General features: G+C 42.2%; 21 protein-coding genes. 5 read left to right on the plus strand and 16 right to left on the minus strand.

What is annotated here, in order from left to right:
* Positions 1–418: 418 nt before the first annotated feature.
* On the plus strand, positions 419–1,318 hold the full coding sequence (locus tag R1T43_RS14285) for a LysR family transcriptional regulator (RefSeq protein ID WP_317350027.1): 900 nt from the start codon (positions 419–421) through the stop codon (positions 1,316–1,318).
* Positions 1,319–1,454: 136 nt separating this feature from the next.
* Here the strand turns inward: R1T43_RS14285 and R1T43_RS14290 are convergent, their stop codons facing one another.
* The 7 genes from R1T43_RS14290 to R1T43_RS14320 all read right to left on the minus strand — a co-directional run bounded on the left by R1T43_RS14290 (position 1,455) and on the right by R1T43_RS14320 (position 10,439).
* Complete coding sequence (locus tag R1T43_RS14290; RefSeq protein WP_317350030.1) at positions 1,455–3,944, minus strand: TonB-dependent receptor; 2,490 nt, start codon at positions 3,942–3,944, stop codon at positions 1,455–1,457.
* Positions 3,945–5,002: 1,058 nt separating this feature from the next.
* Positions 5,003–6,121 (minus strand): FAD-dependent oxidoreductase, encoded by a 1,119-nt coding sequence (locus R1T43_RS14295; protein WP_317350032.1) that lies wholly within the window; start codon positions 6,119–6,121, stop codon positions 5,003–5,005.
* Positions 6,122–6,129: 8 nt separating this feature from the next.
* Positions 6,130–6,492: a Rieske (2Fe-2S) protein gene (locus tag R1T43_RS14300; protein ID WP_317350034.1), complete on the minus strand. Its 363-nt coding sequence runs from the start codon at positions 6,490–6,492 to the stop codon at positions 6,130–6,132.
* A gap of 5 nt (positions 6,493–6,497) precedes the next feature.
* Positions 6,498–7,430: a VOC family protein gene (locus tag R1T43_RS14305; protein ID WP_317350036.1), complete on the minus strand. Its 933-nt coding sequence runs from the start codon at positions 7,428–7,430 to the stop codon at positions 6,498–6,500.
* Between the two features lie 10 nt (positions 7,431–7,440).
* Positions 7,441–8,601 carry an alpha/beta hydrolase family protein gene (locus R1T43_RS14310; protein ID WP_317350039.1) on the minus strand — a complete coding sequence of 387 codons (1,161 nt, stop codon included), beginning with the start codon at positions 8,599–8,601 and terminating at the stop codon, positions 7,441–7,443.
* A 51-nt stretch (positions 8,602–8,652) separates the two neighbouring features.
* Entirely contained in the window at positions 8,653–9,444 is a 792-nt protein-coding gene (locus tag R1T43_RS14315) for a cyclase family protein (protein ID WP_317350041.1), read from the minus strand.
* Positions 9,444–10,439, minus strand: coding sequence for a fumarylacetoacetate hydrolase family protein (locus R1T43_RS14320; RefSeq protein WP_317350045.1), 996 nt, complete (start codon positions 10,437–10,439; stop codon positions 9,444–9,446). Before R1T43_RS14320 ends, R1T43_RS14315 begins: the two co-directional genes overlap by 1 nt.
* Before the next feature lie 194 nt (positions 10,440–10,633).
* On the opposite strand from R1T43_RS14320, the gene R1T43_RS14325 reads away from it, so the two are divergent.
* Positions 10,634–11,542, plus strand: a complete 909-nt coding sequence (locus R1T43_RS14325; RefSeq protein ID WP_317350048.1) for a LysR family transcriptional regulator — start codon at positions 10,634–10,636, stop codon at positions 11,540–11,542.
* A 280-nt stretch (positions 11,543–11,822) separates the two neighbouring features.
* Here R1T43_RS14325 and R1T43_RS14330 read toward each other — a convergent pair whose 3' ends face one another.
* Positions 11,823–12,896, minus strand: coding sequence for an aromatic ring-hydroxylating dioxygenase subunit alpha (locus tag R1T43_RS14330; RefSeq protein ID WP_317350049.1), 1,074 nt, complete (start codon positions 12,894–12,896; stop codon positions 11,823–11,825).
* Positions 12,897–13,138: 242 nt separating this feature from the next.
* Between R1T43_RS14330 and R1T43_RS14335 the strand changes: the two genes are divergently transcribed.
* A complete protein-coding gene (locus R1T43_RS14335; RefSeq protein WP_317350052.1) occupies positions 13,139–14,089 on the plus strand; it encodes an AraC family transcriptional regulator in 951 nt (316 codons plus the stop codon).
* A 516-nt stretch (positions 14,090–14,605) separates the two neighbouring features.
* On the opposite strand, the gene R1T43_RS14340 is transcribed toward R1T43_RS14335, so the two are convergent.
* From R1T43_RS14340 to R1T43_RS14350, 3 genes are all read right to left on the minus strand, one after another.
* The gene (locus R1T43_RS14340; protein ID WP_317350054.1) at positions 14,606–15,679 is read right to left on the minus strand and encodes a fumarylacetoacetate hydrolase family protein; all 1,074 of its coding nucleotides are present in this window, start codon (positions 15,677–15,679) and stop codon (positions 14,606–14,608) included.
* A 42-nt stretch (positions 15,680–15,721) separates the two neighbouring features.
* Positions 15,722–16,660 (minus strand): VOC family protein, encoded by a 939-nt coding sequence (locus tag R1T43_RS14345; protein ID WP_317350057.1) that lies wholly within the window; start codon positions 16,658–16,660, stop codon positions 15,722–15,724.
* Between the two features lie 202 nt (positions 16,661–16,862).
* Complete coding sequence (locus tag R1T43_RS14350) at positions 16,863–17,912, minus strand: amidohydrolase family protein (RefSeq protein ID WP_317350060.1); 1,050 nt, start codon at positions 17,910–17,912, stop codon at positions 16,863–16,865.
* A gap of 350 nt (positions 17,913–18,262) precedes the next feature.
* Here R1T43_RS14350 and R1T43_RS14355 point away from each other — a divergent pair, with 350 nt between their 5' ends.
* Both R1T43_RS14355 and R1T43_RS14360 read left to right on the plus strand, forming a co-directional pair.
* The gene (locus R1T43_RS14355) at positions 18,263–19,165 is read left to right on the plus strand and encodes a LysR family transcriptional regulator (protein WP_211069574.1); all 903 of its coding nucleotides are present in this window, start codon (positions 18,263–18,265) and stop codon (positions 19,163–19,165) included.
* Between the two features lie 297 nt (positions 19,166–19,462).
* Positions 19,463–19,645, plus strand: a complete 183-nt coding sequence (locus tag R1T43_RS14360) for a hypothetical protein (RefSeq protein ID WP_317350066.1) — start codon at positions 19,463–19,465, stop codon at positions 19,643–19,645.
* A 184-nt stretch (positions 19,646–19,829) separates the two neighbouring features.
* Here R1T43_RS14360 and R1T43_RS14365 read toward each other — a convergent pair whose 3' ends face one another.
* The 5 genes from R1T43_RS14365 to R1T43_RS14385 all read right to left on the minus strand — a co-directional run bounded on the left by R1T43_RS14365 (position 19,830) and on the right by R1T43_RS14385 (position 26,504).
* Positions 19,830–21,302, minus strand: coding sequence for an AMP-binding protein (locus R1T43_RS14365; RefSeq protein ID WP_317350069.1), 1,473 nt, complete (start codon positions 21,300–21,302; stop codon positions 19,830–19,832).
* Between the two features lie 15 nt (positions 21,303–21,317).
* Positions 21,318–22,157, minus strand: coding sequence for a p-hydroxycinnamoyl CoA hydratase/lyase (locus tag R1T43_RS14370; RefSeq protein WP_317350072.1), 840 nt, complete (start codon positions 22,155–22,157; stop codon positions 21,318–21,320).
* A 65-nt stretch (positions 22,158–22,222) separates the two neighbouring features.
* Complete coding sequence (locus tag R1T43_RS14375) at positions 22,223–23,620, minus strand: aldehyde dehydrogenase (protein WP_317350074.1); 1,398 nt, start codon at positions 23,618–23,620, stop codon at positions 22,223–22,225.
* 52 nt (positions 23,621–23,672) lie between these two features.
* Entirely contained in the window at positions 23,673–24,995 is a 1,323-nt protein-coding gene (locus R1T43_RS14380) for an MFS transporter (RefSeq protein WP_317350076.1), read from the minus strand.
* A 477-nt stretch (positions 24,996–25,472) separates the two neighbouring features.
* Complete coding sequence (locus tag R1T43_RS14385; RefSeq protein ID WP_317350079.1) at positions 25,473–26,504, minus strand: AraC family transcriptional regulator; 1,032 nt, start codon at positions 26,502–26,504, stop codon at positions 25,473–25,475.
* Positions 26,505–26,838 lie beyond the last annotated feature (334 nt).

Here is a 26,838-nt window from a genome sequence, read left to right on the forward strand (position 1 = left end):
ATTCCTCTATTCAATACTTTTAGTAAGCTTTGTTTACCCTGTTGTTTAGTAACGTCAAGACTTCGTACATCTTGTCTTCTATGACTTGTTCTGAAAACTATCAGTATAAAAAAAACTAAATACGCGTTCTAAGCGCAGCGCTTAAAACCTTACTATTTTTAATGCCTTTACGATTCTGATGTAATATATCAGCGCCTATTAAGACTCACCAATCCTTATCAACGCTAGTTGGTATCGGTAAATTCGATGGTATTATAAGCAATAAAAAATAACGCCCCAAAAAACCAAAAAACATTTTGAATTCATAATCTTAATTTCATTTTTAATATTTGAATCCACTGGTTGATTGACGGCAAAGCTCCTTTAAAATAGATTGGTATCATCTTTTGGTAGCGATAAAAATGATGGTGATGTGTGAATGCGCTTTAAAGGACTGGATTTAAATTTGTTAGTTGCGTTAGATGCACTTATTACTGAGCGCAACATTACCCGAGCAGGTGAGCGTATTAATATGAGCCAATCAGGAATGAGCTCAGCGGTATCTCGGTTACGCCAATATTTTGATGACGATCTATTTGTTCTTGTAGGTAGAGAACTTGTACCCACTTCTTTAGCTGAGACACTGGAAAAGCCAGTACGCCGCATCCTTATAGAAATGGAAAACACCATCATCAATCGTCAAAAATTTGACCCTAAAAGTGCGGATCGTAGTTTTAATATTAGCGCATCTGAATTAACTACCATGGTGTTAATGCCAAAGGTCATTAGTCGATTAGCTGAAGAAGCACCCAATATTCGCTTAGAGTTATCAACAATAGGTAACATTGAGCTGCTTGATAAAGGTGATATTGATTTAATGATAATCCCTCGTCAGTTTACCTTAGAAGGTCACCCCTACGACGAAATTTATCAGGAGGACTACAAGTGTATTTGCTGGCAAGAGAACATATCTATTGGTGACAAAATCACCTTTGAGGATTATCAATCGGCTGGTCATGTTGCAGTGAGCTATGGGAAAAATCACTCTCCAGCTTTTGATGGTTGGTTTATGAGTAATTATGGTATCAAACGCAAGGTCGAAATTACCACATCAAACTTGCTCGCACCGCCACTACTTGTCATAGGAACGCAGCGAATTGCCACTGTTCATAGCCGGCTAGCACAGTTTGTGAGCCAATCACTTCCCATCAAAATTATGGACCCTCCAATTGAAATTCCGGCGTTAATGCAAACCATGCAATATCATCGAAGTCGTGAAAATGATGCAGGGTTAAACTGGTTAAGACAATTGATTATTGATATAGCAAAAACAATTTAATGTTGTATCTCTTCGAACACATTTTTAGTACGTAAAAAAACCCCGATAATCGGGGTTTTTTACAAACAGGCTTATAGTCCAATTTTAATGCTAAGAATTCGCGGCTAACATTTATTGCGACTCTCTTGCGCCGGTCCTAATAGAAGTTTGCTCTTAAACGAAGCCCAAAGGTACGAGGTGGATTATGAATAGCGTACGTTAGCCCTCGGTTGTTGACATTTGAGTTAGCCACAAATAACTCATCGGTCACATTGCGAACAAACACAGATATAGCCCAGTTAATATCGCCTGAGGTAGACATAAGCGTGGCATCTAGGTCTAGCGTTGTATAAGACTTTGCTTCTGTCGCATCGACAAATAAGAAATTAGTTTCTTGCTCAGAACGATGAGAAACCTGTGCAGTCAAAGACAAATAATGTTCGTCAAACTCAATATTATGGTTTATTGCCATGCCAGCACCGAAATCAGGAGAATATAATAAGCTTTCTCCAGAACAATCATAGCTTTCGATTGCACCTGTTACACCTGTTGATGCACATCCAAACCGACCTTGTCCAGGGTCCGATACCAGCGTCAGCGAGTCGTAGGTCGAATCTAGGAATTGAGCATTGCCGCTTATCGTGGTGTCAACGCCGACTCTCCAAATCATATCTACATCTAAACCTTGAATGGTTGAGTCACCATTAGCAATCGGAAACGACGATGCGCTATCTAATGTAGTGAAATAAGTAACTTGCTGCCCATCATACTTCCAGTGAAATGCTTCTAAGTTAAGTTGAAGGGTGTTGTCTAAAAACCGATTTTTCGAACCTATTGTAAATGCATCAATATACTCTGGATCATAGGTAGGCGATACAGCAGATAAATCGACGCCACCTGCGCGATAACCCGTTTCGAAAGTTGCGTACAATAAATTGTCTTCGGCCACGTCATACTCTAGGCCAATTCGGTATGTTGTTTCGCTGTAGTCTAAGTCTGCCTCTATGAATCCCTCCCCCACATTTACCATTGTGCCTATTTGAGGAGTGATACCTCCTGGGATTGTTAAGTTATATGATGGAGGAGGCCCCATGCCGGGTATTGTCGCAACTGAGTCTGGTGCAATTAATCCTTCATTCACAAAGTACGCTATGAACTCATCCCGATCAGAAATGATAGGGTGAGCTGGCATAGCACCAGAGGCACACCCGTTACCAAAGCTTGCTGGCGGTGTTAGGAAGTTGCCGCTAGACGGCGCACCACCACAGAAGGTAACAAACGTATCGCTAATACCCTCAACGTACTTTTTATCTTCCGTGTATCGCAAACCTAGATTTATACGAAACGTTTCCGATATGTCATATGTTCCCTGACCAAATATAGCCCATGAGTCGCCACCATTTTCATAGTTTTGGATTGGCGAAGCATAGTTCTGCGCGAACACACCACTGGTTTGAATTTCTTCGTCAAAATAGAATGCGCCTAAAATACCATTAAAGGGACCTTCGAAATCAGTTGTAAAGCGGGTCTCTATACTCGTTTGCTCGTTTTCTTCACTCGTTTTAGCGGGTGCAAAGCCAGGACCAATAAATGTGTACTCTTGGTCTGATTTTCTGTACGCGGGGATCACACTTAATGTACCTAATTCAGTCGTGTAATTTAATTCAACCATTAAGCCTGAAAATGAAAGATCCTGACCTAAGTCGTCAATATTTAAAGGTTTGTATGGTGCAAACGATGGTGTGTGCAGCACACCCGTTCGAATGTCGTTAGCTTCATCTGAGGTAGGGCCAGAATAAAGAGCAATTCCTGAAGGAGTAAAATCAGTTAGACTGCCAGAGTCATTACTAAACGTACCTATCAGGTCACCGCCTTGGCCTATCCCTGAATTTTCAGAATAATCTGCGGCAAAACGAATGTTAAAATCATCAGTAGGTTCATAGTAAACTTGAGCTCGAACAGCAAACGTATCGGCATCGTTAGTGCCATCGTCAGAGTAACCATCGCGTTGTAACGAGTTAATTGATAATCTGAGCGCTGCATCATCGCCAATCGGTGCATTGTAAGCGCCTTGGAAACCTAATCTTGAATAATTGCCTACTTCAACTTGAGCGTAACCTGAGGTTTCACGTAACTGAGGCTTTACAGGGATGTAATTAACAACACCGCCCGTTGCGTTACGTCCATATAGGGTACCTTGAGGCCCTTTTAGAATCTCAACCCGTTCCAAATCGAAAAGCGCTTGTCCCGCAGCACCACTAGAACGCCCTAGATAGACCCCATCGACGTTCTGCGCAACGGCGGCATCTGTTAAAGGGTTGACTGTCAACGCCCCTACCCCACGTACAAAAATACTTGTCAGTGGGCCACCACCAGGACTTATCCCTAATGAAGGAGAAAGCCTGCCTAGGTCTTGTCCAGAATCAAGACCTTGACGAGTCAGTGAATCCTGATTAACCGCTAACATTGGTACAGCCGCGTCCTGTAACGACTCAGATTTGCGTTGAGCCGTGACCATAATTGTTTCAATGGCAGCGCTTTTGTCAGCCTCTACTTCTTGGTTTGCAGTCTCTTGAGCTGCAGCTTGAAGTGATAGTGCTGAAAATGCCAGAAGCGGAAAATATAACGATAGTTTTTTTAGTTTCATGTGACGTCCCCAATAATTATTGCTGTGCCAAACTCGTATATGTAGTGTTCGATGCTATAAAACAGTCTGATGTTAAAATTTAATAGCAAACGTGGTGTTTATTTAACGTTTTTGTTTCATACGATTAACATAGGGCAAATGTAGGAATTGATAAAATCGAATATTTTGATATTAACTATCTATGTAGGCGATACCACTATCCCTTAGTCGAAGTGGCATTTTGCTCAATCAGGCAATGTGTATGGCTGTCGTAAGCTCTACTATGACTTAGAAGATATTGGAGAAAAGTTCGGCATCAATGGTGTTCGCTAACTGAAGAAGTAAAAAGAGGCAATAGCCCAAGTCGTCTCTCGAAAGCGCATTATCTTAGGCATGGACAAGCAAGTGATGGCAGTTGTGAAATACAGTGATTATTAGGTAAGAAAAGCACTTAAGTCTGGAGTGCTACCGCTTCCTATAATAGTTGATTATCGTGTTATCCGATTTGAGGTAATTAATCAAGATTATCTGACAGATGGATTCGTTTTGCAGTGCTTACAAAGGCGTATTTTAAGTCGGTAATAATAGCGTTCCTAGATACATTAAATCGGCTTAATCCATTTCTCACATACAAGTTAGTTATAGTGTTTGAATTAGCTATTTAGTGGCATTGATACCTATTAAATATAAATAATTGAATAACAACACCCGAACACTACAGCTTCAAATGCTGACTAAACTGCACGAATAAAATAGGGCATCATTCTACGCAGCAAACGACTGCAAGCATCGATATATGTTATTTTTGAAAAGGTGAACAAGATAGGCTCTCTTCATTTGTGCGACCTACTCAACCAAGAGAAATCCTTCATGACAAAATACCTAGGTTGGCTTTAGAGAAAAATTGCTCTTGAGTGGAACATCAAAGTCAGATTTAGAGGTCGTCATTAGGTATTACCTTAGCTCAATTAAAACCTAAAACAAATTAACGCCTTTGCACCACTGTAGAAAATAACACTATACGTGACATAAAATGAGCCAAAAAGGCACTTGTCCTTTTTGGCATTAATATAGCCGCCTTAAATTGGCTGAGCCAAGGCCATCATTGATTCGCGCATAATTTGTGTATGCTCTTGCTTATCGCCGCCCTCTATTTCAATTTGTGCTAATCGAGCCGAATTTTCCACCACCATACGACAACGTTCCCAACGACGATCTTGAAATGTGGCGAGTGCTTTTTCCAGGCTCACATTTTTGGATAATTCTTCTGCTAAGACAATGGCACTTTCAATACCAATGCAAGCACCAGATGCTAGGTGAGGCGTGGTTGCATGTACCGTATCACCAATAAGTACGATACGATTCTTATACCAAGGAGCAGGCACAAGTAATTTCCCTATAGCACGAAAATCAATCAGTGAATCTTCGTTCATCATATCTTTAAATTGCTGAATGATTGGGGCGGGAAAAGTCGCCATTAAGGCTTTAAGCTTCTCTAAGAAATCAGCGGGCTCAACGTGTTGACGTTCTTTTTTGTCTTCAGTCAAAAATAGATACATTTCGTCCTTGGACATAGGGTTTACCCCTACTTTCAAATGAGGTCCGACCCACATCATAGTGTTTTTTACTTCTGGAAGACGAGGTAGTACCGCACGCCAAATTCCTTGCCCTACATATTTAGGCTCTTCAGCTTCGGGGAATTGAGTCTTACGTACTTGGGAAAACATGCCATCTGCGCCAATCACTAAGTCATAGCTTTGTGATGTACCATCGGCAAAGGTAACGTCTACACCATTCTCTGTCTGAGTCATTTCAGTGAAGGTGCAACCGAGCTTAACATTGGAGCCTGACTGTCGGGTTTTTTCTGCTAGTATTTTTGCCAGAGCTGGACGCATAATGGCCCCCGAATTAGGAATATCTGGATCACCAATCACTGGCGTAGGAATATGAGCCAAATGCACGCCATGGGGAGCGTGTATATCCAGACCATTATGGGCACTGCCCACTTTTAAAAAGTCCTCTAATATACCTAGCGTTTTAAAAGCCCGTAATGTGGCACCACCTATGCTGATACCCGCACCATCTGTTCGCCAATTAGGATCAATTTCAACTAAATCGACCTCGATATCATTTTTACGTAGCTCAATGGCAGCAGACATACCTGAAAAACCACCACCAACAATCAAAACTTTATTCACACATGGGCTCATGATTTGAACTCCTCTATTATTCTCAGGTCAACCCACATGTCATTGCAGGCGTTAACCTCGACCTCTATCTTTGCTAACGATTGGCCCTCACAAGCCCCCTGAATACACAGACCATTTTCTATATCAAACAGAGCTCCATGGGCGGCACAAACAATGTATTTGCAAGCGGCATCTAAATACTGATGCCGCTTCCAAGGCAAAGACGTACTGCCGTAGTGCGGACAGACATCTGAATAGGCATATACCATCCCCCCCTTTCGCACCACAAACAAGCTATCTTGACCTGTGCAACCAGGGTCAAATCCTCTGGCCTGTCCATCGGCAATATCAACAATATTACCTAAGCGTACTCTACTCATTTGACTTAGGACGCTTTAGACGGAGGTGGACCGCCTGGCGCCCACTTCTCTTCATAGTGCAATAAAAATACTTGAGAGTTATCTGCACCAGGCATGGCTTCACGTGCAACCCATTGATCGTCATGTAAGTCCATGTCTGCGTCATACTCAACATTGCAACCAAAGGGGCTTTTAAAATACCAAAACCAATTAGAGCCAAAGATGTGACGACCTGGTCCCCAGAAACTCTGGTAACCTTTTTCAACCAAGGCATTGCCTGCCTGTGCGACTTCTGTTGGGCCACTCATATGAAAAGTAAAATGCTCGACACCTTGCATGTGCGGCGGAGTATTTAAAAAGAATAAGGTATGATGGTCATTTGTGCCGGCAGGGCGCATAAATGGCCCCATATGTTTAAATCGGTCGGTAGTCACAAAGCCAAGGCGTTCAGCGAAAAAGGCTTCAGCTTTAACAGCATCAGGCACAAAATAAACCACATGAGACAAGCTTCGAGGTTTAGCCACAAACTCTTTGCTGACACCTGTTTCATTCACTCCTCGTTGAGGCGGTGCACCCGGTGCATTAATGGTTTCAGCTGGCAAGTCGAGGGCTTGACGAATAGTCACTTGAAACCCTAATACGAATCCCATGTCATCCATCGTTTCGATGCTGCCATCATCCAAGGTTTTGACTTCTCTATCTTTTGACAACTCGGCCTTTATTGCATCCACTGTTGCATTATCAGCAACACCATAAAGGGTCTTACGCAGCATAGAGCCGGTGCTAAGAGCTTCGGGAAGTGAGGCGTTATCTTTGCTGTGAATTTCAATGCCTGTGCCATCAAGGGCGACAAAGTTGACATCATCTAGCTGTGTTAGTCCATAATCGAGGGCGAACTGCTTACACGCGGTGACATCGTCGACAGCAAAAATAAGTTTGTCTGGTCCGATAATATTCATAATAGGACTCCTACTTTTCTTTTAATTCGTTAAAGGTTTCAGCCACCCAATCAGCGATGTAAGAACCCGCATTCGAACTGTTATCAAAACTTGAATGCTGCACGCCACCTTCACGTTCGGTAAATATTTTAAGTTCGCGTTTAGGGCTATTAACTAATTGCTCGTAGGTGCGCTCGGCCCATTTAAGGGGGATTTGCGAATCCTTCAAGCCATGAGTAACTAAAAAAGGCACTTTAATTTTTTCAATCTGACCATCAAGATGCACGTTTTCAGCAATATTCATGAAGTCATCCATATCTTTGGCGCCCCACACCCATTGGACATGTGCCCAATAATGGGGAACGGGGAAGTCACCTTCTTTCTCTAGGCGACGCTTTTGCACATCACGCCAGTCATGGTTAGCGCCCCAAATACAACCTAGGGCAAGTCTAGGTTCGTTGGCAACCGCACGAGGACAGTAATAACCGCCCAAAGACACCCCTTCCATACCAATTCGGTTGCTATCCACGTCTTCTTGTTGTTCTAGCCAATCGACCACTGGGCTGGCCCAATGTTCAGTATCATAACGAGCATGAAAACCTTGTAATTTTAACGCTTCACCTGTGCCGGGCTGATCCAAAATTAATGATGACACGCCGCGCTCAGCTAACCATGCGGGTAACCCCACGCGATATTTCATTTCTTTAGATGAATCAAGACCGTTAACTTGAATAAGGAGGGGCGCCGGGCATTCTACTCCCTCAGCTTTCACATAGAGTGCTGACAGGTGTTTTCCTTCATAAGGGATTTCAACACGCACACAATTTTCTTTACCAAGCTCAATAGACTTTTGGAAAAGCTCAAGTGAATGTTTATAAAGTTCTGTTCTGCCAGGGGCTCCATGAGCTTGAATACGCTCACAGGTAATAAGGTAGGTTGCTGCACGATTATATTTATAGCCTGCTGATAAGGTGCGCCCTTTAGCCAAATCTTCTTCTGCTAAGCCGCAAAGTTTATCAGCCATCTTGGCCCAGGTGTCTCTAAAGGCTTGCACTCCTTCTTTATCTGGTGATTTTGCAGCGTCTTGTAACGGACCACACATTTCTTCGATCTCACCGATGCGTGCGCCCATTTCTATGGCTAAATTGACTGATAAATTCCATACGTAGTTTGTTGGAAAGTACTTAAACATAATTTTTCCTCAATTTTGGAGATTCAAAATGAATGCTCAAAATTTCAAATGTTATGATTTTTCGATTAATGCAACGGCTCTGCAAAAGCCCGCAGATGCGTGTTTAATTTTGTAAGGGAAACAATTAATTAAAAATCCCGTTGACGGTAAAGTCTCTAAATTACTGAGTTTTTCCATTTGCCCATAGCCGATATCTCGGCCTGCTTTATGGCCTTCCCAGATAATAGAAGCATCGCCAGATTCGGCAAATCTCTCACGGGTGTATTTAAAGGGGGCGTCCCAACTCCATGCGTCTGTACCCACCACTTTTACGCCACGTTCTAATAAGTACATGGTTGCTTCACGGCCCATGCCCACCCCTGCATCAAGATAACCAGGCTGCCCAAACAGTTCACCTGCGCGAGTATTGACCACCACTATGTCTAATGGCTGCAACTCATGCCCAATGCGTGTTAACTCTTCTTCCACATCTTTGGCAGTGATAATGTAGCCATCTGCTAAATGCCTAAAGTCCAATTTCACACCTGGCTGAAAACACCATTCAAGAGGTAATTCATCGATACCAAAAGCTGGTTTTCCTCCGTCGGTTGTTGATGCGTAGTGCCAAGGTGCATCCATATGTGTACCGCTATGAGTGGTTATATCCAAGCGTTCCGCAGCCCATGCTTCATCTCCCGGCATTTGTGCTTTAGTTAGGCCGGGAAACATGGCGCCCATTTCTGGCCAGCCCTCTTGATGATCGGTATATTCAATTTTGGGTAATAGAGGCGGAGGATCGGTATAAGGGTTATTGTCTAGGGTGACGGACAAGTCGACAATGGTAAAATTTCTTGGGTTAAACATTATTGGTTCTCACTTTTATTACTGGCTGTAACGCGCTGTTCGATAGCACCAAATAGACTGTTACCGTTAGTATCAAAGACATTAAACTCAACCACTTCATCTTGTTGCATAAAAGGCGTTTGTGGCGCGCCGTGCTGGATCATTTCTTTTGCGCGAAGTTCAGAAATGCAGGCTTGTCCTTTAGATGGGTCAGCATTTGATACTGTACCTGAGCCAAAAACTGTGCCCGCATTAATCGGACGGGTTTGTGCCACATGAGCAATCAGTTCATGAAAACCAAAGTGCATCTCTTGCCCATCAGGTTGGCCAAATGCTTCACTATTGCGGGTTACTTGTAAGGGCAAGCACACACGACCATTCTGCCAATGCTCGCCAAGTTCATCTGGGGTTAGTGCAATAGGAGCAAACGCCGTAGCCCCTTTTGCTTGCACAAATCCAAAGCCTGTTTTCATTTCACGTGGGCCAAGGGCTCGATAACTAATATCGTTAAGCAGCACCACTAGGCGAATCTTCGAAAGCGCTTCTTGGGCAGAACACCCCATTGGAATGGCATCCACAATCACACCAAATTCACCTTCAAAATCGATACCGTGTTTTAAATCTGCGACCACTATGTCATCTCTGGCGCCAAGAAAGCTGTCACCAGCACCTTGATACACCAACGGAAATTTGTCTGCGTCAGCGATAGGGTCAAGATGAAATGCTTGCTGCATTAAATGACCATGATTGAGAAAAAGGGAACCATCTAGCCATTGCCAAGCTCTAGGTAGAGGAGCAAGAACAGATTGCCCAGCAAACACCGCCGCACTTTTTGCTTCGCCATTATTAAGACTTTGATACCTTGCGGTTAAAGCCTCACAGCAGCTTGACCAATTTTCTAGAGCCGACTGCATTGTTGCTGCAATGTCACTCACATCCACATAAAGGGCCTGATCGTGTGAAACGATAATTAGTTTGCCATCTGGATGGTCAGTTTTTAGCGATGCTAATTTCATAGATTAGACCCAGTTAAAATTGTTAAAAATTAATCAATTAAATTGAGTTTCAATGTTAATATTTTATTTGCAATTCAAAAAATTGAATGTTTAGATGGAAACCATCAGAAAACTGGATACCTAAAGTTCTCAAAATATTTTACAACTGAATGTCTGGTGAATGGCTTGGCTTGGCTTTTCTATGAGAAAATAATATGCGATTTGAACAACTTGACCTTAATTTACTTGTAGCCTTAGATATATTGCTTGAAGAGCAAAATATCACCCGTAGTGCAGAACGATTACACCTATCCCAGTCTGCAACCAGTGGCATCTTGTCTAGACTAAGAGCCTTTTTTGAAGATGACTTACTGGTACAGATTGGCAAAAAGATGCAGCCAACACCTTTTGCTTTAGAACTGCAGGAACCAATTGCTGGTGTACTCGCCACTGTGCGCGGCTCTATCATTGGTAAAAAAGCCAACAATCCTGAGCAAAGTGAACGTCACTTCAAGATCGTGGCTACTGATTATGTTGTGCAGGTATTGCTCCGACATGTTGTAGTGGCGGTCGCAAAATTGGCACCTAATGTCACCTTTGAGTTTATGTCACCTTTTGCCCATGAAATAAATGTCCTCTCCAAAGGTGGCGCGGACATGACAATTGCCCCTGAAGTTGCCATGTTAGATATATATTCATGTGCACCACTAACTACTGATGAATTGGTGTGTATTGCAGATATTAATAATAAACTGGTCGATGATGTTTTGACTTTAGAGCAATTTAGTTCTTTGGGCCACGTATCTGTTGGTTATGCCCGTACTAGCCACTTGAGTATTGAACATTGGTTGTTCGAACAAATGGAAATAACTCGTCGAGTCGAGATACTTACGAATGACTTTTCAACCATGATTTATACCTTGCTAAATACCAACCGTATTGCCATTTTGCCTCAGCACTTTGCCGAAACGCATGCCCAGCGTGAATTCTTCAAAATTGTTAAATTACCTTTTGAAACACCTCCGCTAAAAGAAATTATGATGTGGCACCCCACCTTAGAAAATGATCCTATGCACCGTTGGCTAAGGCAAAAGATCATCGAAAGTGCGGCTAAATTTAATTAGTAGTAACTAAAAACGGAATGATTCATGTAATTCTGCTTCGTCCGCTAATTTATTCATAGGTATGGCAATGTCAGCTGGCAGTTTATTATTGGTCTCAATGCCATCTAAGAAGTACCAGCACACAAGCCACCACGCCACCAAATATTGCCACTGACCTGCTTCAACATAAAACCTAAGATTTTACGTTGAAGCTCAAGTTCCTTAAAATTGTCCAGTATCTTCATCAAGCCTAATAGCTTATGCACTGGGCGCATTTGAATAGTAAAAGATTGAATACTTATTAAAGGCCTGTCACCGCGTTTTCTGCCGCTAACATGGCATCCACTTTTCTTCGTGCCTGAATTGCTGCTTTATCAGCACCAACTATTAACTCTCTTTGAAATAGCGCTGCTTGATCTATTCTTTTTTCCATATCTTCAATGGCATCAACATCTTGTTGGCGCACTTGCATTTCAGAATCATATTGGAATTTATCTAATGTTTTATCACCTTGTCTAAAATTACGAGTAGAAAAACCAAAATAGTGGGTGGTTGTTTCAGTTTCAGGAGTCAGTCCATGCAATATGGCCATATGACCCAACTCTTTAGGCACACCATCTCTACCAGGTATTTTGGTGATAGAAGGGATGCTTGTTTTGACTAGTTCTGGGCCATAAAAATCGCTCAAGTGAACAAAGTCAGCTAACCCCTTATACTCAGCTTTTTTTCCATAAATCGTTTCTAAGAAGGGGTTCCACGGCATTTTTCCCTTTCTGAGCACTCGGTAACTTTCATCACGCTCTAAGGTCTCCATAGGAATTTTTTTCAAGGTATCCCCCCCTTTACCCAATTGCTGATGTATGTAGGGCAAATGGGTTAGATCCATTAAATTATCGACCAATAATTGCGAGCGGCCTTCAACATGAAAGTAATTTTCCGAACTGTAATATGAGTCTGAATTATCTAATCCAATGTCATGATAGGGAGGGATTAAGTTAGTATCACACTTTTCGAGGTCCCCCATCCAAATCCAGCAAATTGGCCCTCGCTCTTCTAAAGGGTAAACTGGCTGGCAAAAATTACGGGGAACCGTATCTTGTGAGGGAATTTCAATACAATCGCCGTTATCGGCAAACTTAAAGCCATGATAACCACATACAATGTTATCTCCTTCAACCCGACCTTTTACTAACGAAAAATAACGGTGCGGACATAAGCCATACATGGCGACCGGAGTACCATCTTGTTTACGGTACATCACAACTGGCTTGCTTAAAAACGTGCGTTCTATTGGTTCACGGGATATCTCGTTAGAAAAAGCGGCCATATACCAACGGTTTCGTACGATAGATGTTTTGTATTTAAATGGGTACATAATGTCAATAATCCTATCTTATTATTCATTAACTTAGAGTTCATGCTCTGCCCAAAGTCGACGATTCAAATCCGAACCCACATTGTTTACTAGTGGTTCAAATGTATATTGCTGATATACCAAACATGCATTAAAAAGTTATTAATGGGCTATAATTGTTATTATTTTGTAACTTAGTGTAGTCTCTATATTACGGAGAATATATACTTTAAGGCCCCACATTTCGGCTAAATACTCTCATTATGGACTTACTTGGTGATGTACTTTGCTCATTAAATGTGTTTTCGCATTCAATTGGCACCTTTAGGTTAGCCCCCGCGATACATTTACATTTATCTGCGCTGCCAACCAATTTTGCCTATGTGTTTTCCAATATCGACAGAGACTTTTGGATCGAAGTTGACGGTAGCGAACCCTGCCATTTACAAACGGGTGACTCAATCTTAATTCTAGGTGGTAGAGCACACCGCTTTGGTGTTTCGTTAGACAGTGAACCGCAGTGTTTTGAAGAGATATGGGCAGCCAATGAACTGCCAAAATTTGGAGAAATTCGGAATAAACCAATGGATCTTAAAGTTGGCGATATCCAGAATTCTGTTTCTCTTCTTTCTTTGGCATTTACAGTAGATGAACCGGAGCAAAACTCACTATTGAAATTGCTGCCTCCCTATATTCTGATCCCCAAGGGAAATCAGCTCGATACATGGATAGCCGCAGCATACACTTTTTGCCAACGGGAACTTACTCACAACACGCCAGGTTTCAGCGCAACAGCAATGAATATCACTAATTTGATTTTTGGTGAGTTTATTCGCTCTTATCTAAACTCCGCAGATTTAACCCAAATGAGTTGGATGCGAGGATTATCTGACCCGCGAATTGGCGAAGCGCTAGCAATAATGCATACACGCAGTGAAGAACAATTAAGCGTCAGTATAATTGCCAAAGAAGTAGGCATGTCTCGAGCGAGTTTTGCGCGAATATTTAAAGACTTAGTAGGACAAACACCCATCGATTATCTGATTGATTGTCGTATGCAAAAGGCGGCACAGTTTTTACAGGTAGGCAAAGTTCCAATTGGCAAAATTAGCGAGATGATTGGTTACAATTCTGAACGGGCATTTAGGCAAGCTTTTATCAAGCGCACTGGTTTGTCACCCAGTCGTTATCGTAAACAAACACTCCAGATTTAAAGCCGTAATACTTCGTATAGACCGAGGTCAGATAAAGCTTAATAAACTTAGCTCAAATAATCAGGGACCCCATGTTGATTACATGAACCTTCTAGACAAGAGAAACTATTGAGCTTTAAGCGGCAACCGGACGGGCAAGGTTTACATTTAGACATATACCTGTTCTGCCCTCTTTACAATTGCGACAGCGGCCACTGACGATATTAAAGGGTACTGAAACCTAGTCACCGGGCTAAATAAATTCGACATCTCGCCCCATTTCAAGTACCCCTCCGGTAATTTCATGGCCTAAAACCAATCCAGAACAAGCATAATCTAGCCGCTTGACCTTCAAAAGGTCACTAAAAGCCTAACAATGTAAATATAAAAGAAATGGTTAATCTATAACTGTGCTCAATATTTATCAAATTCCACGCTCAACTGTTTTAAATAGCTAAACGGTGAGCGATCGCTTCTGAACCGACTATATCTCAAACACCATCGCTCACACTTATCAAATAGAGCGTTAGCGCTTGGTTACCATTCGGTTTTGAACGCACCATAAGTGACCGATTTACCTTCGGTATCCTCTTTGACAATATTGTTACGTTGACGGCCAAGGTAAGTAATTTCAGCTTCCATTACATCGCCTTCTTTAAGCCATGCTCCGCCAAAATTTGCAGCATTACCTGGAGGCGAGCCCATAATGAACAGATCACCAGGTAATAACCGAAGACGCTCGGATGCATGGGAAAGCACTTGACTTGGACCGAAGATCATATCTTCTGCAGGCCAATCTTGACGCTTCTCACCATTAACATTTAATCTAATTTGCATTTTGTTGCGATCGACAAATTCTTTTGGCACAGCAAAAGGACCAAATGGCTTGAAGTTAGGCTGGAATTTACTGACCCAATCAAAGTTAAATTTGATATCGGCACGTTTAAATTCATCAACCGTACCTATATCGTTAACCATTACGTATGCAGCGATCATATCTTCGGCATTTTCTGGTTTTACATAACGCTCACCTTTACCAAGGATAAATCCAAGCTCTAATTCCCAATCAGGTTGCTGACCGATTAAAGGCAAGGGAACGTCTTCATTCGCTCCACATAAAGAAGAATGTAAACCGGTAAAAAAGAAAGGAGTACCTTCGCGGCCACGACGATCTACTTCAGCGTAGTTACGTTTAAAGAAAGCTTCATCGTCTTCACCCGGTAAACGCTTGTCCTGATTGAATTTGTTGAAAGTCATCATTTCTGCAACATGTTGACGGTAGTTAGACGCTGCGCAAATGAAGTTGGGATGGGCTAACACAGGTAAAATGTTCAATTCTGTAAACGATTTTGCTGGACGATCTTGTTTCGCCGCTACTTCTTTCAACCAAACTAGGGCATTGTCCCAATCGTCAAAGATGGCATGGGTGTCTACATAACGGTCAGATACATCTAACACATCACCATTTGGCAAAACTAAACCTGGGAAAGCGGCTTCGCCTTCTACTTGGTAAGTACCAATACCAAAGGTTCCTTCGACTAAGCCCGTTACTGGGTTGATATTTTCTGGCTCTACTGCGGGCTTTACGTCGCCCATCATAAATTTACTCATTATTTATACCTCTATTCTGATATTTGTGTAGTGAAATGGCGATTATTCAAAATAGCGATCAGGTGGCTCAGAACTCCACACATCCATTTCCACTTCAGCAATATTATGCACCCGTGAACCATCACTAGCTTTTAAGCGATCGGTGTCAGAAAAAGTTTCAAAACGATTGCGATCTGGGTCGCGCCATACATCAAAAATATGACTACCATGGGGGTGACGGCCAACGCCCCAAACCAATTCGTATTCTTTAGATTCTAAATAACGATGGGTCATAAACTGGGCTTCAAAGTCTTGCGCTTCAAAACTAATATGGTGACAAGCCGCTTCACCGGTTTGACTTTGCATAAGGGCAATAACATGGTGATCCACCAGCTCTTCACCGCGGTCAAGACGACAAAAACCCACAATCTGTGCCTGGGGTTGTCCAGGAATGTGATACACATCACTAGGGATCAAACCCAACACATCTTTATACCAAGGCAAACTTTGGCCAAAACTCGGAATAAATAAACCTACATGACCTAAGCGAAAAAGTTTTGCTGGAGCCATAGGTCGTTTTGGCTCAAAACGTTCTTCACGGGTATATTGTCCCGGTGCATTCATAACAAGCTGGCCATAAGCTGGCTCTGCAGCCACTCGCTCAATGCCATAAACCAGATCAATTTTGAAACCGTTAGGGTCGGTTAATGTCACTCCGATACCGCCGCCTGGTGTGCTTAGTGCTTGAATGGGACTGGCACCGTGCTCGCTAATAGCGCTTTCAAGATCATCTTTACTGTCTACTTCAAACGCCAAGCCTACAAAACTCGCTTTATCGGCTTTTTCAGCGACATAAGCAAAAGCGTCTCCACCGCCGGTTCGCATAATCAAGTGTTGTTCATTACATTCTACGGTAAGCAAACCGAAGTCCTGAGCAAACGCTTCGGTTTGCACTAAATCAGGTACCTTAAACTTCACATTGTGAAGGCTTTTAATACGCATATACGGGTACTCCTTTTTGAATTTGATATTCTGCTTGAGTCAGTTAAGGGGTGACAACACTCCCCTTTAATGTCTGCCCAATCCAGCATTGGCAATAATATAAAGCCCCAACCTATCAGCGTCCAATGACAAATTACCCACTTAGGTATTCGTAATGCTTATAGGTCAAAAAACTATACGTTCGCGATTTATTTAGGTGTAATCAAACTTTCGGTACTAATCCCAATAGATCTGCTGCGTTCAAACCAAGTATCTTGGCTTTATCGTTTTCAGCTAGCTGATCATGAAATTCCACTGGGTTGGGTTCAGCCATATCAAATGGATAATCACTACCAAGACATAAACGATCAGAACCGTGGCTGCGCACTAGAGAATCTAGCTGCTCTTTGTCAAATACTAGGGTGTCGAACCATAGTTTGCGCAGATAACTTGAAGGCAAGTGCTTACAATGCTCACTGCAATCAGGACGGGCACGCCAACCGTGATCCATACGCCCCCAATACCCAGGAACATAACCACCACCATGTGCAACACAGATTTTTAATTCTGGATAACGATCCAACACTCCGCCAAAAATTAAATGGCCTACGGCAAGTGTGGACTCCAATGGATTACCAATTAGATTGTTAAAATAATACTCTTTCATGCGGTGTGCTTGGGTAAAACCCAGTGGATGTATAAACAATAAGATGCCAAGTTCTTCAGCTGCAGCAAAAAAAGGCTGCAACTCTTCATGATGTAAATCTTTGCCGTTTACATTGGTGCTTATCTCAATACCACGCAGATCCAATTCTTGGGCGCAGCGTCTCATTTCTGAGATCGCCATGGCAATGTTTTGCATTGGGACTGTACCCATACCCACAAATCTTTCTGGATTAGAAGCGACCGCTTCAGCAATACCATTATTCACTGCTTGTGAAGCAGCCAAACCAGTTTCATCGTCAGTATAATAAAAATACTGGCCGGGATTGGGCGATATCACTTGAACATCAACACCCAGTCTATCCATATCTGCAATACGTAAATCGATATTATTTAGGGTTGCGCCTATGGTACAAAATTGGGCCTTATTGACCTCGTTAGACTTGTCACTAGAAAATTCGTGGATACCTGGTGGTGGCCCAGGGTATTTAGATTGCACAATTTGATCTGCCGCTTTCACATTAAGGTGGCAATGAATATCCACCACTAAATGTTGCCCTTTTTTACTTACCGAAATTAAATTTTTACCTGTACAGCAATCAGCACTCATAAACGAAACCTAATAAAACAATATTTTTTAACGACAAATTTATGTGCAATATCCAACATACACACGACTCATATTTGTTATACCTATTTCACTTTTCAGAAATAAAAACAAAGTGTGGTATTTAACTCAACTAGAGGACATTAAATTTGCCTAACAATGGTCAATACCCTCAGTCCACAAACAGCAAAATCTTGGTGCATCACCATTTTTAACTAAGTACACAACCGCCTAATGGGCGGACACTCTACTCTCCCTCTAAAACCTATCAGCGTCCAATCACAATTAACCTTGTAAGCTATAAGTGGGGCTGATAGATTTATCACACATAACTTGATGAGTTAGATTTACCCATGCGATTTGACGGATTGGATTTAAACCTCCTAGTTGCTCTTGAAGCATTAATAGAAGAACGAAATGTATCAGCGGCAGCTCGACGTATACATTTAAGTCAACCTGCTGTCACCGGAGCCCTAAAACGCTTACGGGAATATTTCAACGATGAACTATTAGAACAAAGCGGGCGCCGCATGTTTCTTACTCCTAAGGCCGAAGCACTAGCTAGCCCTGTTCGCAGAGCACTGTTTCAGATAAGAGGTGAAATCACCCGGGCTGGCAGTTTTGATCCAACCACTACATCCCGACATTTTGTGATTTCAGCTTCTGATTACGCCTATACAATTTTACTCGCCAAGGTTATAGCCAAGGCCTCAACGCTCGCTCCCTTTGTCACCTTTGAAATCATGCCACCTAACGAACAAGTAAATGAACGTTTCGAACGTGCTGAAATTGATCTTTTAGTAACCGTCGATAAGTTCGCCTTACAGGGACACACATTTACTGAACTGTGGCGGGACGAAGAGGTCATTATTAGCTGTCAAAAAGCGGGCTTCGATAAAATTGATGAAGATACTTTTTTTGCTTGTGGACACGCCGTTGCTACCTTTGGACTTGAGCACAGGGCCTCTATTGCAGACAAACATGTAGATCAAAAAGGCAGGAAAAGACGGGTTGAGGTGCAGTTGCCGGAATTTGGCGCACTTTGCCAAGGAATAGTGGGAACCAAACGTTTGGCTACTATGCATCGTCGTTATGCCCTGCACTATGCTAAATTATACCCCATCAAACTTCACCAGACTTGGGAGCACTTTCCTGAAATCATTGAAGGTATGCAATGGCATAAAGTCAGAGATATGGACCCTGGCTTACTTTGGTTGCGAGGCCTACTAGAAGACGGCGGAAAAAATATCGACTAGCATCCTTCCCAGGCTAGATTCCAGTGTTGAAAGTACATCGAAGCCTCACTTAAAAAGTAATGAAAGCAACTTTGTTTAAACGCCCCTAATCGATGATTAAAACCAAAGGCACTCAATTACTTGCATAATTTATTTTGTGGGACTTTATGCCAAGCATTTAGTCACTTTTTGCCATTCCAGCCCTGTAGTTATATATTGACGGGTAGTAAAATCTTTATCTCAGGAGCCGATCATGATCTCACTGACAACAGCCTACATTTTTTTTGGGTTGGAGAACTCCACTGGGGATTGGCACATATGTTTGACATGATAAACGCCGCCAGGTTACAAGTCGGGTTACATGGTATTGGGCATATGGTGTCAGCGACTCAACAAGTCATTGAATATGCCAATGAACGTTTTCAACGTCGTAATGCCTTTTTTATAGACAAAGATCCCACGGCAGTGGCGATAAAACAACATCCAGCAATCAATATTTAGATAAAAAGAAAAAGACGGGGCAATACTACTTTGATTACCTATTACCTATTACCTATGGCCGGAAATACCAATAAATATACAGCCATGCTCATTGGTTTACACCATTTCGCTTTTTAAAAAATTCAATATTCAAAATGAATTCCTTGTAAAAAAAGCGAGGAGTACCATCCTCGCTAGTGCTAACTCAGCTCTCAACAACGCTAGAATACAATGCATGTTTCAGCACTTTACCACCGCCATTACGAGGCAATGCCTCTAACACAACAAGTGATTTAGGTACCTTATATTTAGCAATATGCGCTGTTAAATAATGCATTAAGCCGTCGTGATCTAAAGCGTTTATGTTCGTTTGACAAACAATGAATAGACAGCCTACTTCGCCCCATTTCTCGTCAGGCACACCAATCATGGCGCATTCCAATACATGCGGATGTTTTAAAGCGATAGCTTCAACCTCTGCGGGATAAACATTTTCTCCCCCAGAAATAAACATGTCTTTTTTTCTGTCAACGATACGGTAACAACCTAGAGAATTTTGCACCGCAATATCGCCTGTTTCGAACCAGCCATCAGCAGTAAAGCTGTTTTCAAACAAGGTCTCTTTCCCCCAATAACCAATAAACAGATTAGGTCCTTTTAACTGCACTTCCCCTAGCTCCCCAACTTTTATTGTCTTCCCCTGAGCGTCGTGCAAGCGTATCGATATTCTTGGAGGGTTGATACCAACACAACCCGCATTTTTGTCTATCAAATCAAGTTTATGCGGCATACCTAGCACGCTACCTGCCTCACTCATGCCATAACCATCGACAATAGCAATGCCATCATTGAGCCATCGTCTGATCTGTACTTCTGGATGTGGTGCACCACCGGTCAGCAACGCCTTTAAATTTTTCAACCTTGAGGGATCAAAAGAACTAACTTGGCGAAGCGAATTAGCCATTTGCGGTATACAAAAATAATGGGTAATATTTAAAATAGGATCAGAAAGCCTATCTAAGGTACGCTCAGGTATAAACCCATCAGAGATAACCAGCTTTCCGCCGTTGTATAACACTGGACGCACCGACGAAATTAAACCTATGATGTGAAACATAGGCGATTCGTTCAAAAATGCACTGTGCTGATCCACTTCATATAATAACGTTGAATTCAAAATCGTTTCCATCAACGATGCTTCAGTATGAATAGCCCCTTTGGGCTGCCCCGTGGTTCCAGAGCTATACAAAATTAAGCAAGCTGCATCGTTATCAAACTCTAGAGCATCATCAACAACAAGGTTTTCAGTATCCTCAATGAGGTTTCCAATAGGCTCAAAAGCAATGCCTATCTCCGCCGCTTTATCGTCACCGAAAACAATAGTAGGTTCACAATCTGCAAGTAAACTTTCTATTTCAAATAACGCCAGCCGCCAGTTCAAGGGCACAAAAATGGCCTTAGCTCGAGCGCAAGCAAAATGTAAGGCAATCACTTCTGCACGATTCTTACTAATACAGGCAACTCTATCACCGCGCTTAATGCCCCGTTTCAGCAAATAAGACGCAAACTTACCGACGAGTTGGTTAAATTCGCTGAAGCTCCATGCGCGAACAAAAGTAAGGTCATGTACCGCTAAGCTGTCAGGTCGAAATTTTGCCTGGTATGTCAGAAAGTCCATCGTGACTAAACTCCGTTATGCATCTTGTTTATTTTTGTCATAAGCCCCTAAACCAGGCTTATAAGACTTATCATCAATGAATTGTTTAATGCCTTCTTTACGCCCTTCATTATCAAAGCTATTAGCTGCTTCTTGCGCTCTAATCAAATAGTCTTCGGCATTATCGTAAGTCATTTCTTTCACGCGGCGAATCGCGTCTTTGGTCGCTTTAAGGGCTACCGGATTTTTCTCTAGTAAGACTTTACAGACAGCTTCAACTCGCGCTTTAAGCTGCTCTGCAGGCAAGGCTTCATTGATCAAGCCCCACTCAACTGCTGTGGTCCCATCGATATTTTCGCCCATCATGGCGTGATACATAGCTTTGCGCAGCGGCATCAAATCAGCCACAACTTTACTGGCTCCACCACCTGGTAATATGCCCCAATTAATTTCACTTAAACCGAAGGTTGCATCTTCAGCGGCAAATGCCAAATCACAGCCAAACAAAGGTCCATAACCACCACCAAAACACCAGCCGTTTACCATGGCTACAGTAGGTTTTTGATACCAACGCAAACTACGCCACCAACCATAAGCTTCACGTTGAGCTTGACGTGTAGCACCTAAACCTTTGCCTTCGTTTTCACGAAAGTACTCTTTTAAATCCATACCTGCAGACCAAGAAGTGCCCTCACCTGTTAGCACTACTACACCTACATCATCACGAAATTCCAATTCGTCTAATACACGCTGCATCTGTCGATTTAATTTTGGACTCATACAATTTCGTTTTTCAGGACGATTAAATTTCACCCAAGCGACATTATTCTCTACCACACATGCTACGGTTTCTTGTTCAGTTCTTTCTGTACTCACAGGACTTCCTCTCATATAAATTAATTTGTTTCAAAATGTTTAGGAGTATTTCACCCCTTCTTAGACTAAATAGGGTAATGACCCGGCTGAGTTTCAACCGTGATCCAACGTAATTCACTAAATTGGTCAATGCCGGATTTGCCTCCAAAACGGCCATAACCAGAAGCACCCACCCCACCAAAAGGCATTTGAGCTTCATCGTGCACAGTAGGGCCATTCACATGACAAATACCGCTGTTGATTTGTGCAGCCACGGTCATTCCTCTGGCCACGTCTTGGGTAAATACTGCAGCACTGAGGCCATAAATAGAGTCATTGGCAATATCAATAGCTTGTTGCTCGTCCTTTGCTCGGATAATAGCGACCACAGGCCCAAAACTCTCTTCACTGTATATCGCCATTTCTTTAGTGACCTTGTCCAATACCGTAGCTTGCATCAATATAGAGGTACTGGTGCCGCCGACTAAAATGTCTGCGCCTTTTGCTACAGCGTCTTCAATCAAACTATTAACCTTAGTTACAGTTTTTTCGTCTACTACTGCGCCTAATGGCGTTTTACCTTCACGGGGATCACCAGTGGCCATGGTTTGTACCTTTTGTCTAAACAGTTCACCAAATTGCTCGGCAACTTCATCAACCACGATCAGGCGCTCAGTGGACATACAAATTTGTCCTTGATTCATAAACGCACCAAAAGCAGCGGCTTTGACGGCCTCATCTAGATTGGCATCGGCCAGCACTAACATAGGAGCTTTACCCCCTAATTCGAGTAAACAAGGCTTCAGATTTTCCGCAGCCCGTTTAGCAATAATGCGTCCCACAGAGGTGGAGCCTGTAAAATTAATTCGTTTAATAATAGGGTGATCAACTAGCGCACCCACCACATCAGCCGCATCTTCAGGGGCGTTAGTCACTATATTCACAGTGCCCTCAGGGAAACCTGCTTCAGACAGAGCTTCAATAATCAATGAGTGAGTTTGCGGACAAATTTCCGAGGCCTTTAAAATAACCGCATTGCCACATGCTAAAGCAGTTGAAATAGCACGAACGCCTAATATAATCGGGGCATTCCAAGGTGCAATACCCAAAATCACCCCCACTGGAACTCGCTGTGCCATAGCCAGACAACCGGGCTTATCAGAGGGAATAACCTCTCCACTAATTTGTGTCGTTAATGAAGCCGCTTCGCGCAACATAGATACGGCCAAACCTAAGTTAAACATTGCCCAACCGGCAGTTGAGCCAGTTTCGTTCATCATGGCTTCAACAAATGCGTCTTGACGAGATTCAAGAGCGACAGCAGCAGCGTTAAGTACTGCACGTCTACCATTAGGCCCCACTGCAGACCAAAGATTAAAACCTGCCTGGGCTTTTACAGCTATAGGGTGAATATCAGTACTTCTCATTGCTAGAGCTTCACTAGCAACCGCGCCTGTAAGTGGATTAATTCGACTGAATTTCATAAAAACGTCTCTTTGTTTAAGTTGATGTCAAATAGGTTGAACTTGGCGCTTGTTAAAGTGAAACCTGATTACCTACATTGTTTTGTCGTCTCGCAATAAGAACGACTGCGGCGGCGGCCACTAAAGCACCTGCTCCCATGGCAATAGATACACCTTGCAAGCCCACGCCAGCAGTAAATAAATAACCAGCAATAATCGGGCTTAATGCTGCGCCACCTCGGCCAAAACCGATAACTACGCCTGTACCACTCGCCCGCACATCAGAAGGGAATGATTGCGCCATTAGTGCATACAACCCCACTACCCCTGCGTTAGTAAAAAATCCGGTAGCGGCAGAAATCCAAGCCAAGCTGCTTAAAGACTCATAACCAAGTCCAAAGGCCGAAACCATAAAAAATGATATAACCAGTACAGTTACCAATAGGTTGCGTAATTTAATTTTGCTGGATAATAAGCCCAACAAAATGGCACCTACGGCTCCGCCTACATTGGCCCAAACCAACACCTGTCCAGCCTGAGATGCTTCAAACCCCATATCAACTACAAATTTAGGGATCCATTTCAAGATAAAATAAAAGGTCATAATTTGCGTAAAATAAGCAAGTAACAGTAACAAAGTAAGTCCCCTAAGTTTTTCAGAAGCTAAAATCCTGAAACTTGACTGCTTGACTGTTTGAACTTGAGGGGGCAGCTCGTTAATTGCTGCAGCTCCCATTTTTAAGAGAATTTTGTTTAGGCGCTTGAGTGCATTAGGTGGCCGTTTGTTAGATAAATACTCAACAGACTCAGGTAACAGGAAGGCGACAACGAACAAAAATAGCCCACTCACTATTCCACCAAATATAAATATTGCCCGCCATGTTTGAGTTTCGAGTAATACTGATACAACACTCCCACCAATAATGGCCCCAATGGGGTAACCCGTAGCCATCAAAATTACACAGAAATGCCGAAAACGTTGATTAGCGAATTCGGCAACCATGGCATTCGTTGAAGCCAACATGCCACCAATACCCAAACCTGTTAAAAAACGCACTATAAGAAGCTGATTGACAGTCGTTACATAAGCCGCAAGAAACATTCCCAGTGTCATTAACAATAAACAAAACTGAATAGTTGGCTTTCTCCCAAAACGGTCAGCGGCGCCTCCTAACAATACAGAGCCGACGGCCATGCCAAACATTTCCATGGCTAAAACGATCCCTAGCTGAGCTCGATTAATGCCCCACTCCTGCGCAATGCCAGGTGAAGCAAAACTAATGGCCAAAACATCAAATCCATCTAACGCATTAAGAGCGATACAAATCACCACAGCTATGATTTGCAGGCTGCTCATAGGTGATGTATTAATAATACTGGCTGGACTTTTGTTCATTTATAACAGTCTCTTAGGTGAATCAATGTTATCCAATAGCCTAGTTGCACATCTAACGCTTGTGTCACTGAGGTAATAATGAATAACGTGCTGTAAATAAATACATACTAAGAATGTTAATATTTTGTTGAAAAATCTTAAATGGCATAAGACGACTAATTTACATGCAAATAATGACAATGATTATTTTTTGCACACAAATCGTATCCGATTAGAAAATAGAATCTGGGCTAGACAATAGTGGAGAACAAACGTTATTTACCAAACAATTGATTCTTAAAAATCGATCATCAAAGATAGTAAGCAAAAAAACTTCTTAATATTGAATATTTCAATAATCCTACGAATTACGCTGGGATTACTTTGCGTTCGGGTTTAATGCAAAACGTTTTACGATGAATATCGAAGCAAGATTCAAAATAGTTAAATGCAATAATAAAAATTAATGTTCATTCATTGCTAACTGTCTTTTATATTTTATTCATCAAGATTGCGATTAAAATTATCACGATATTGACGTGGGGAAAGGCCAGTCCAGCCTCGGAAGGCGCGAGTAAATACAGCAGGATCAGAAAAGCCGACTTTTTCAGCCACCTCTTTAATAGGCAAAGAATATAGGGTCAATAAACTGGTGGATTTGTCGCGCCGCACAATATCTTTAATCTCTTGGAATGACGCTCCCTCATCTTTTAACCGGCGCATAACAGTACGGGTTGTCATATACAACTGTTTCGCCACGTCCTCAATTGAGGTATTGCCATTGCTGATTGTGCTTTTCAATATACGTTTCACTTGAGCAGATACACTATAGTCGGCTTTATATTGGCGAAATAACTCTAAGGGGCAATGATGCATAAAAGATTTAAGTGAGCCTTCGTTCTGCTTCACTGGGCGAGACAAGTACTGAGTGGGAAATGCTATACTAAGCGTACTGCAATCAAATTTATGACGACCCGGAAATAAATAACTGTATTCTCTGGCATGTTGCGGACTAGGATAATTAAAACAAGTCTCAGTCAACGGCAAGGAATCAGCAATTAACCAAGATGCATAGCGATGCCAAGCCAACAAACATATTTCTGCAAATAAATGACCAGAATCCACCGCTGGAGTAACCCTATTAACAGATAGCATAGTATTTTCTGGCCTAATATCTAAACTAATAAATTCAAATCGAGTAACTAGATTGTAAAATCGCGCGCCTAATTCCAACGCTTTTTGTAAGGTGGGTTGATTGACGGTTAGCTTACCCATCATATAATATGTTCCGAGCTCTAATCGGGCCGGCGATAGACCCATACTTTCTTCTTGCGAATTATCCCAGCAGGCTTTTTGAAAGGCCGATAAGTATTCCGTTTTAACCCGAGTATCTGGTTTGTCGATCACTTCCTTAGCAATATTAGCCGAAGTGAGTAAGCCGTCACCATCTAATCCAATCTTATTAGCTAAGTGATACAAGGCGCTTATATAGTGATTACAAGCAGTCCCATATTCGCCTTTATTATGCATAAACACCTCTTAAAAACTCATAGATAGGAAAAATCGATAATAAAGGATATGTTAGCGATTTCCTCTAAAGGTTTTAATTTAAAAAATTTCCTTTCAGCATAGCCTTTTGCACTTAGCCAAATTGCAACTAACACATTCCAACCACCGGTAGAAAACAATTGAGTTATACCAATAGGAGGGCTTTTCATAACCCGAACGCTCACCACTAGATTTAAGTAAAACCTAAAGTTTGGAAATCTAATTTTTGCTCAATAACAATAAAAGCACACACTACCACAACTCTAGGCATTAAATTTACCATGTCATTATATATCAATTTTTTAGTCACTTTTGG

Origin of the sequence: Alteromonas sp. CI.11.F.A3 (assembly GCF_032925565.1) — a bacterium.
Lineage (GTDB): Bacteria > Pseudomonadota > Gammaproteobacteria > Enterobacterales > Alteromonadaceae > Alteromonas.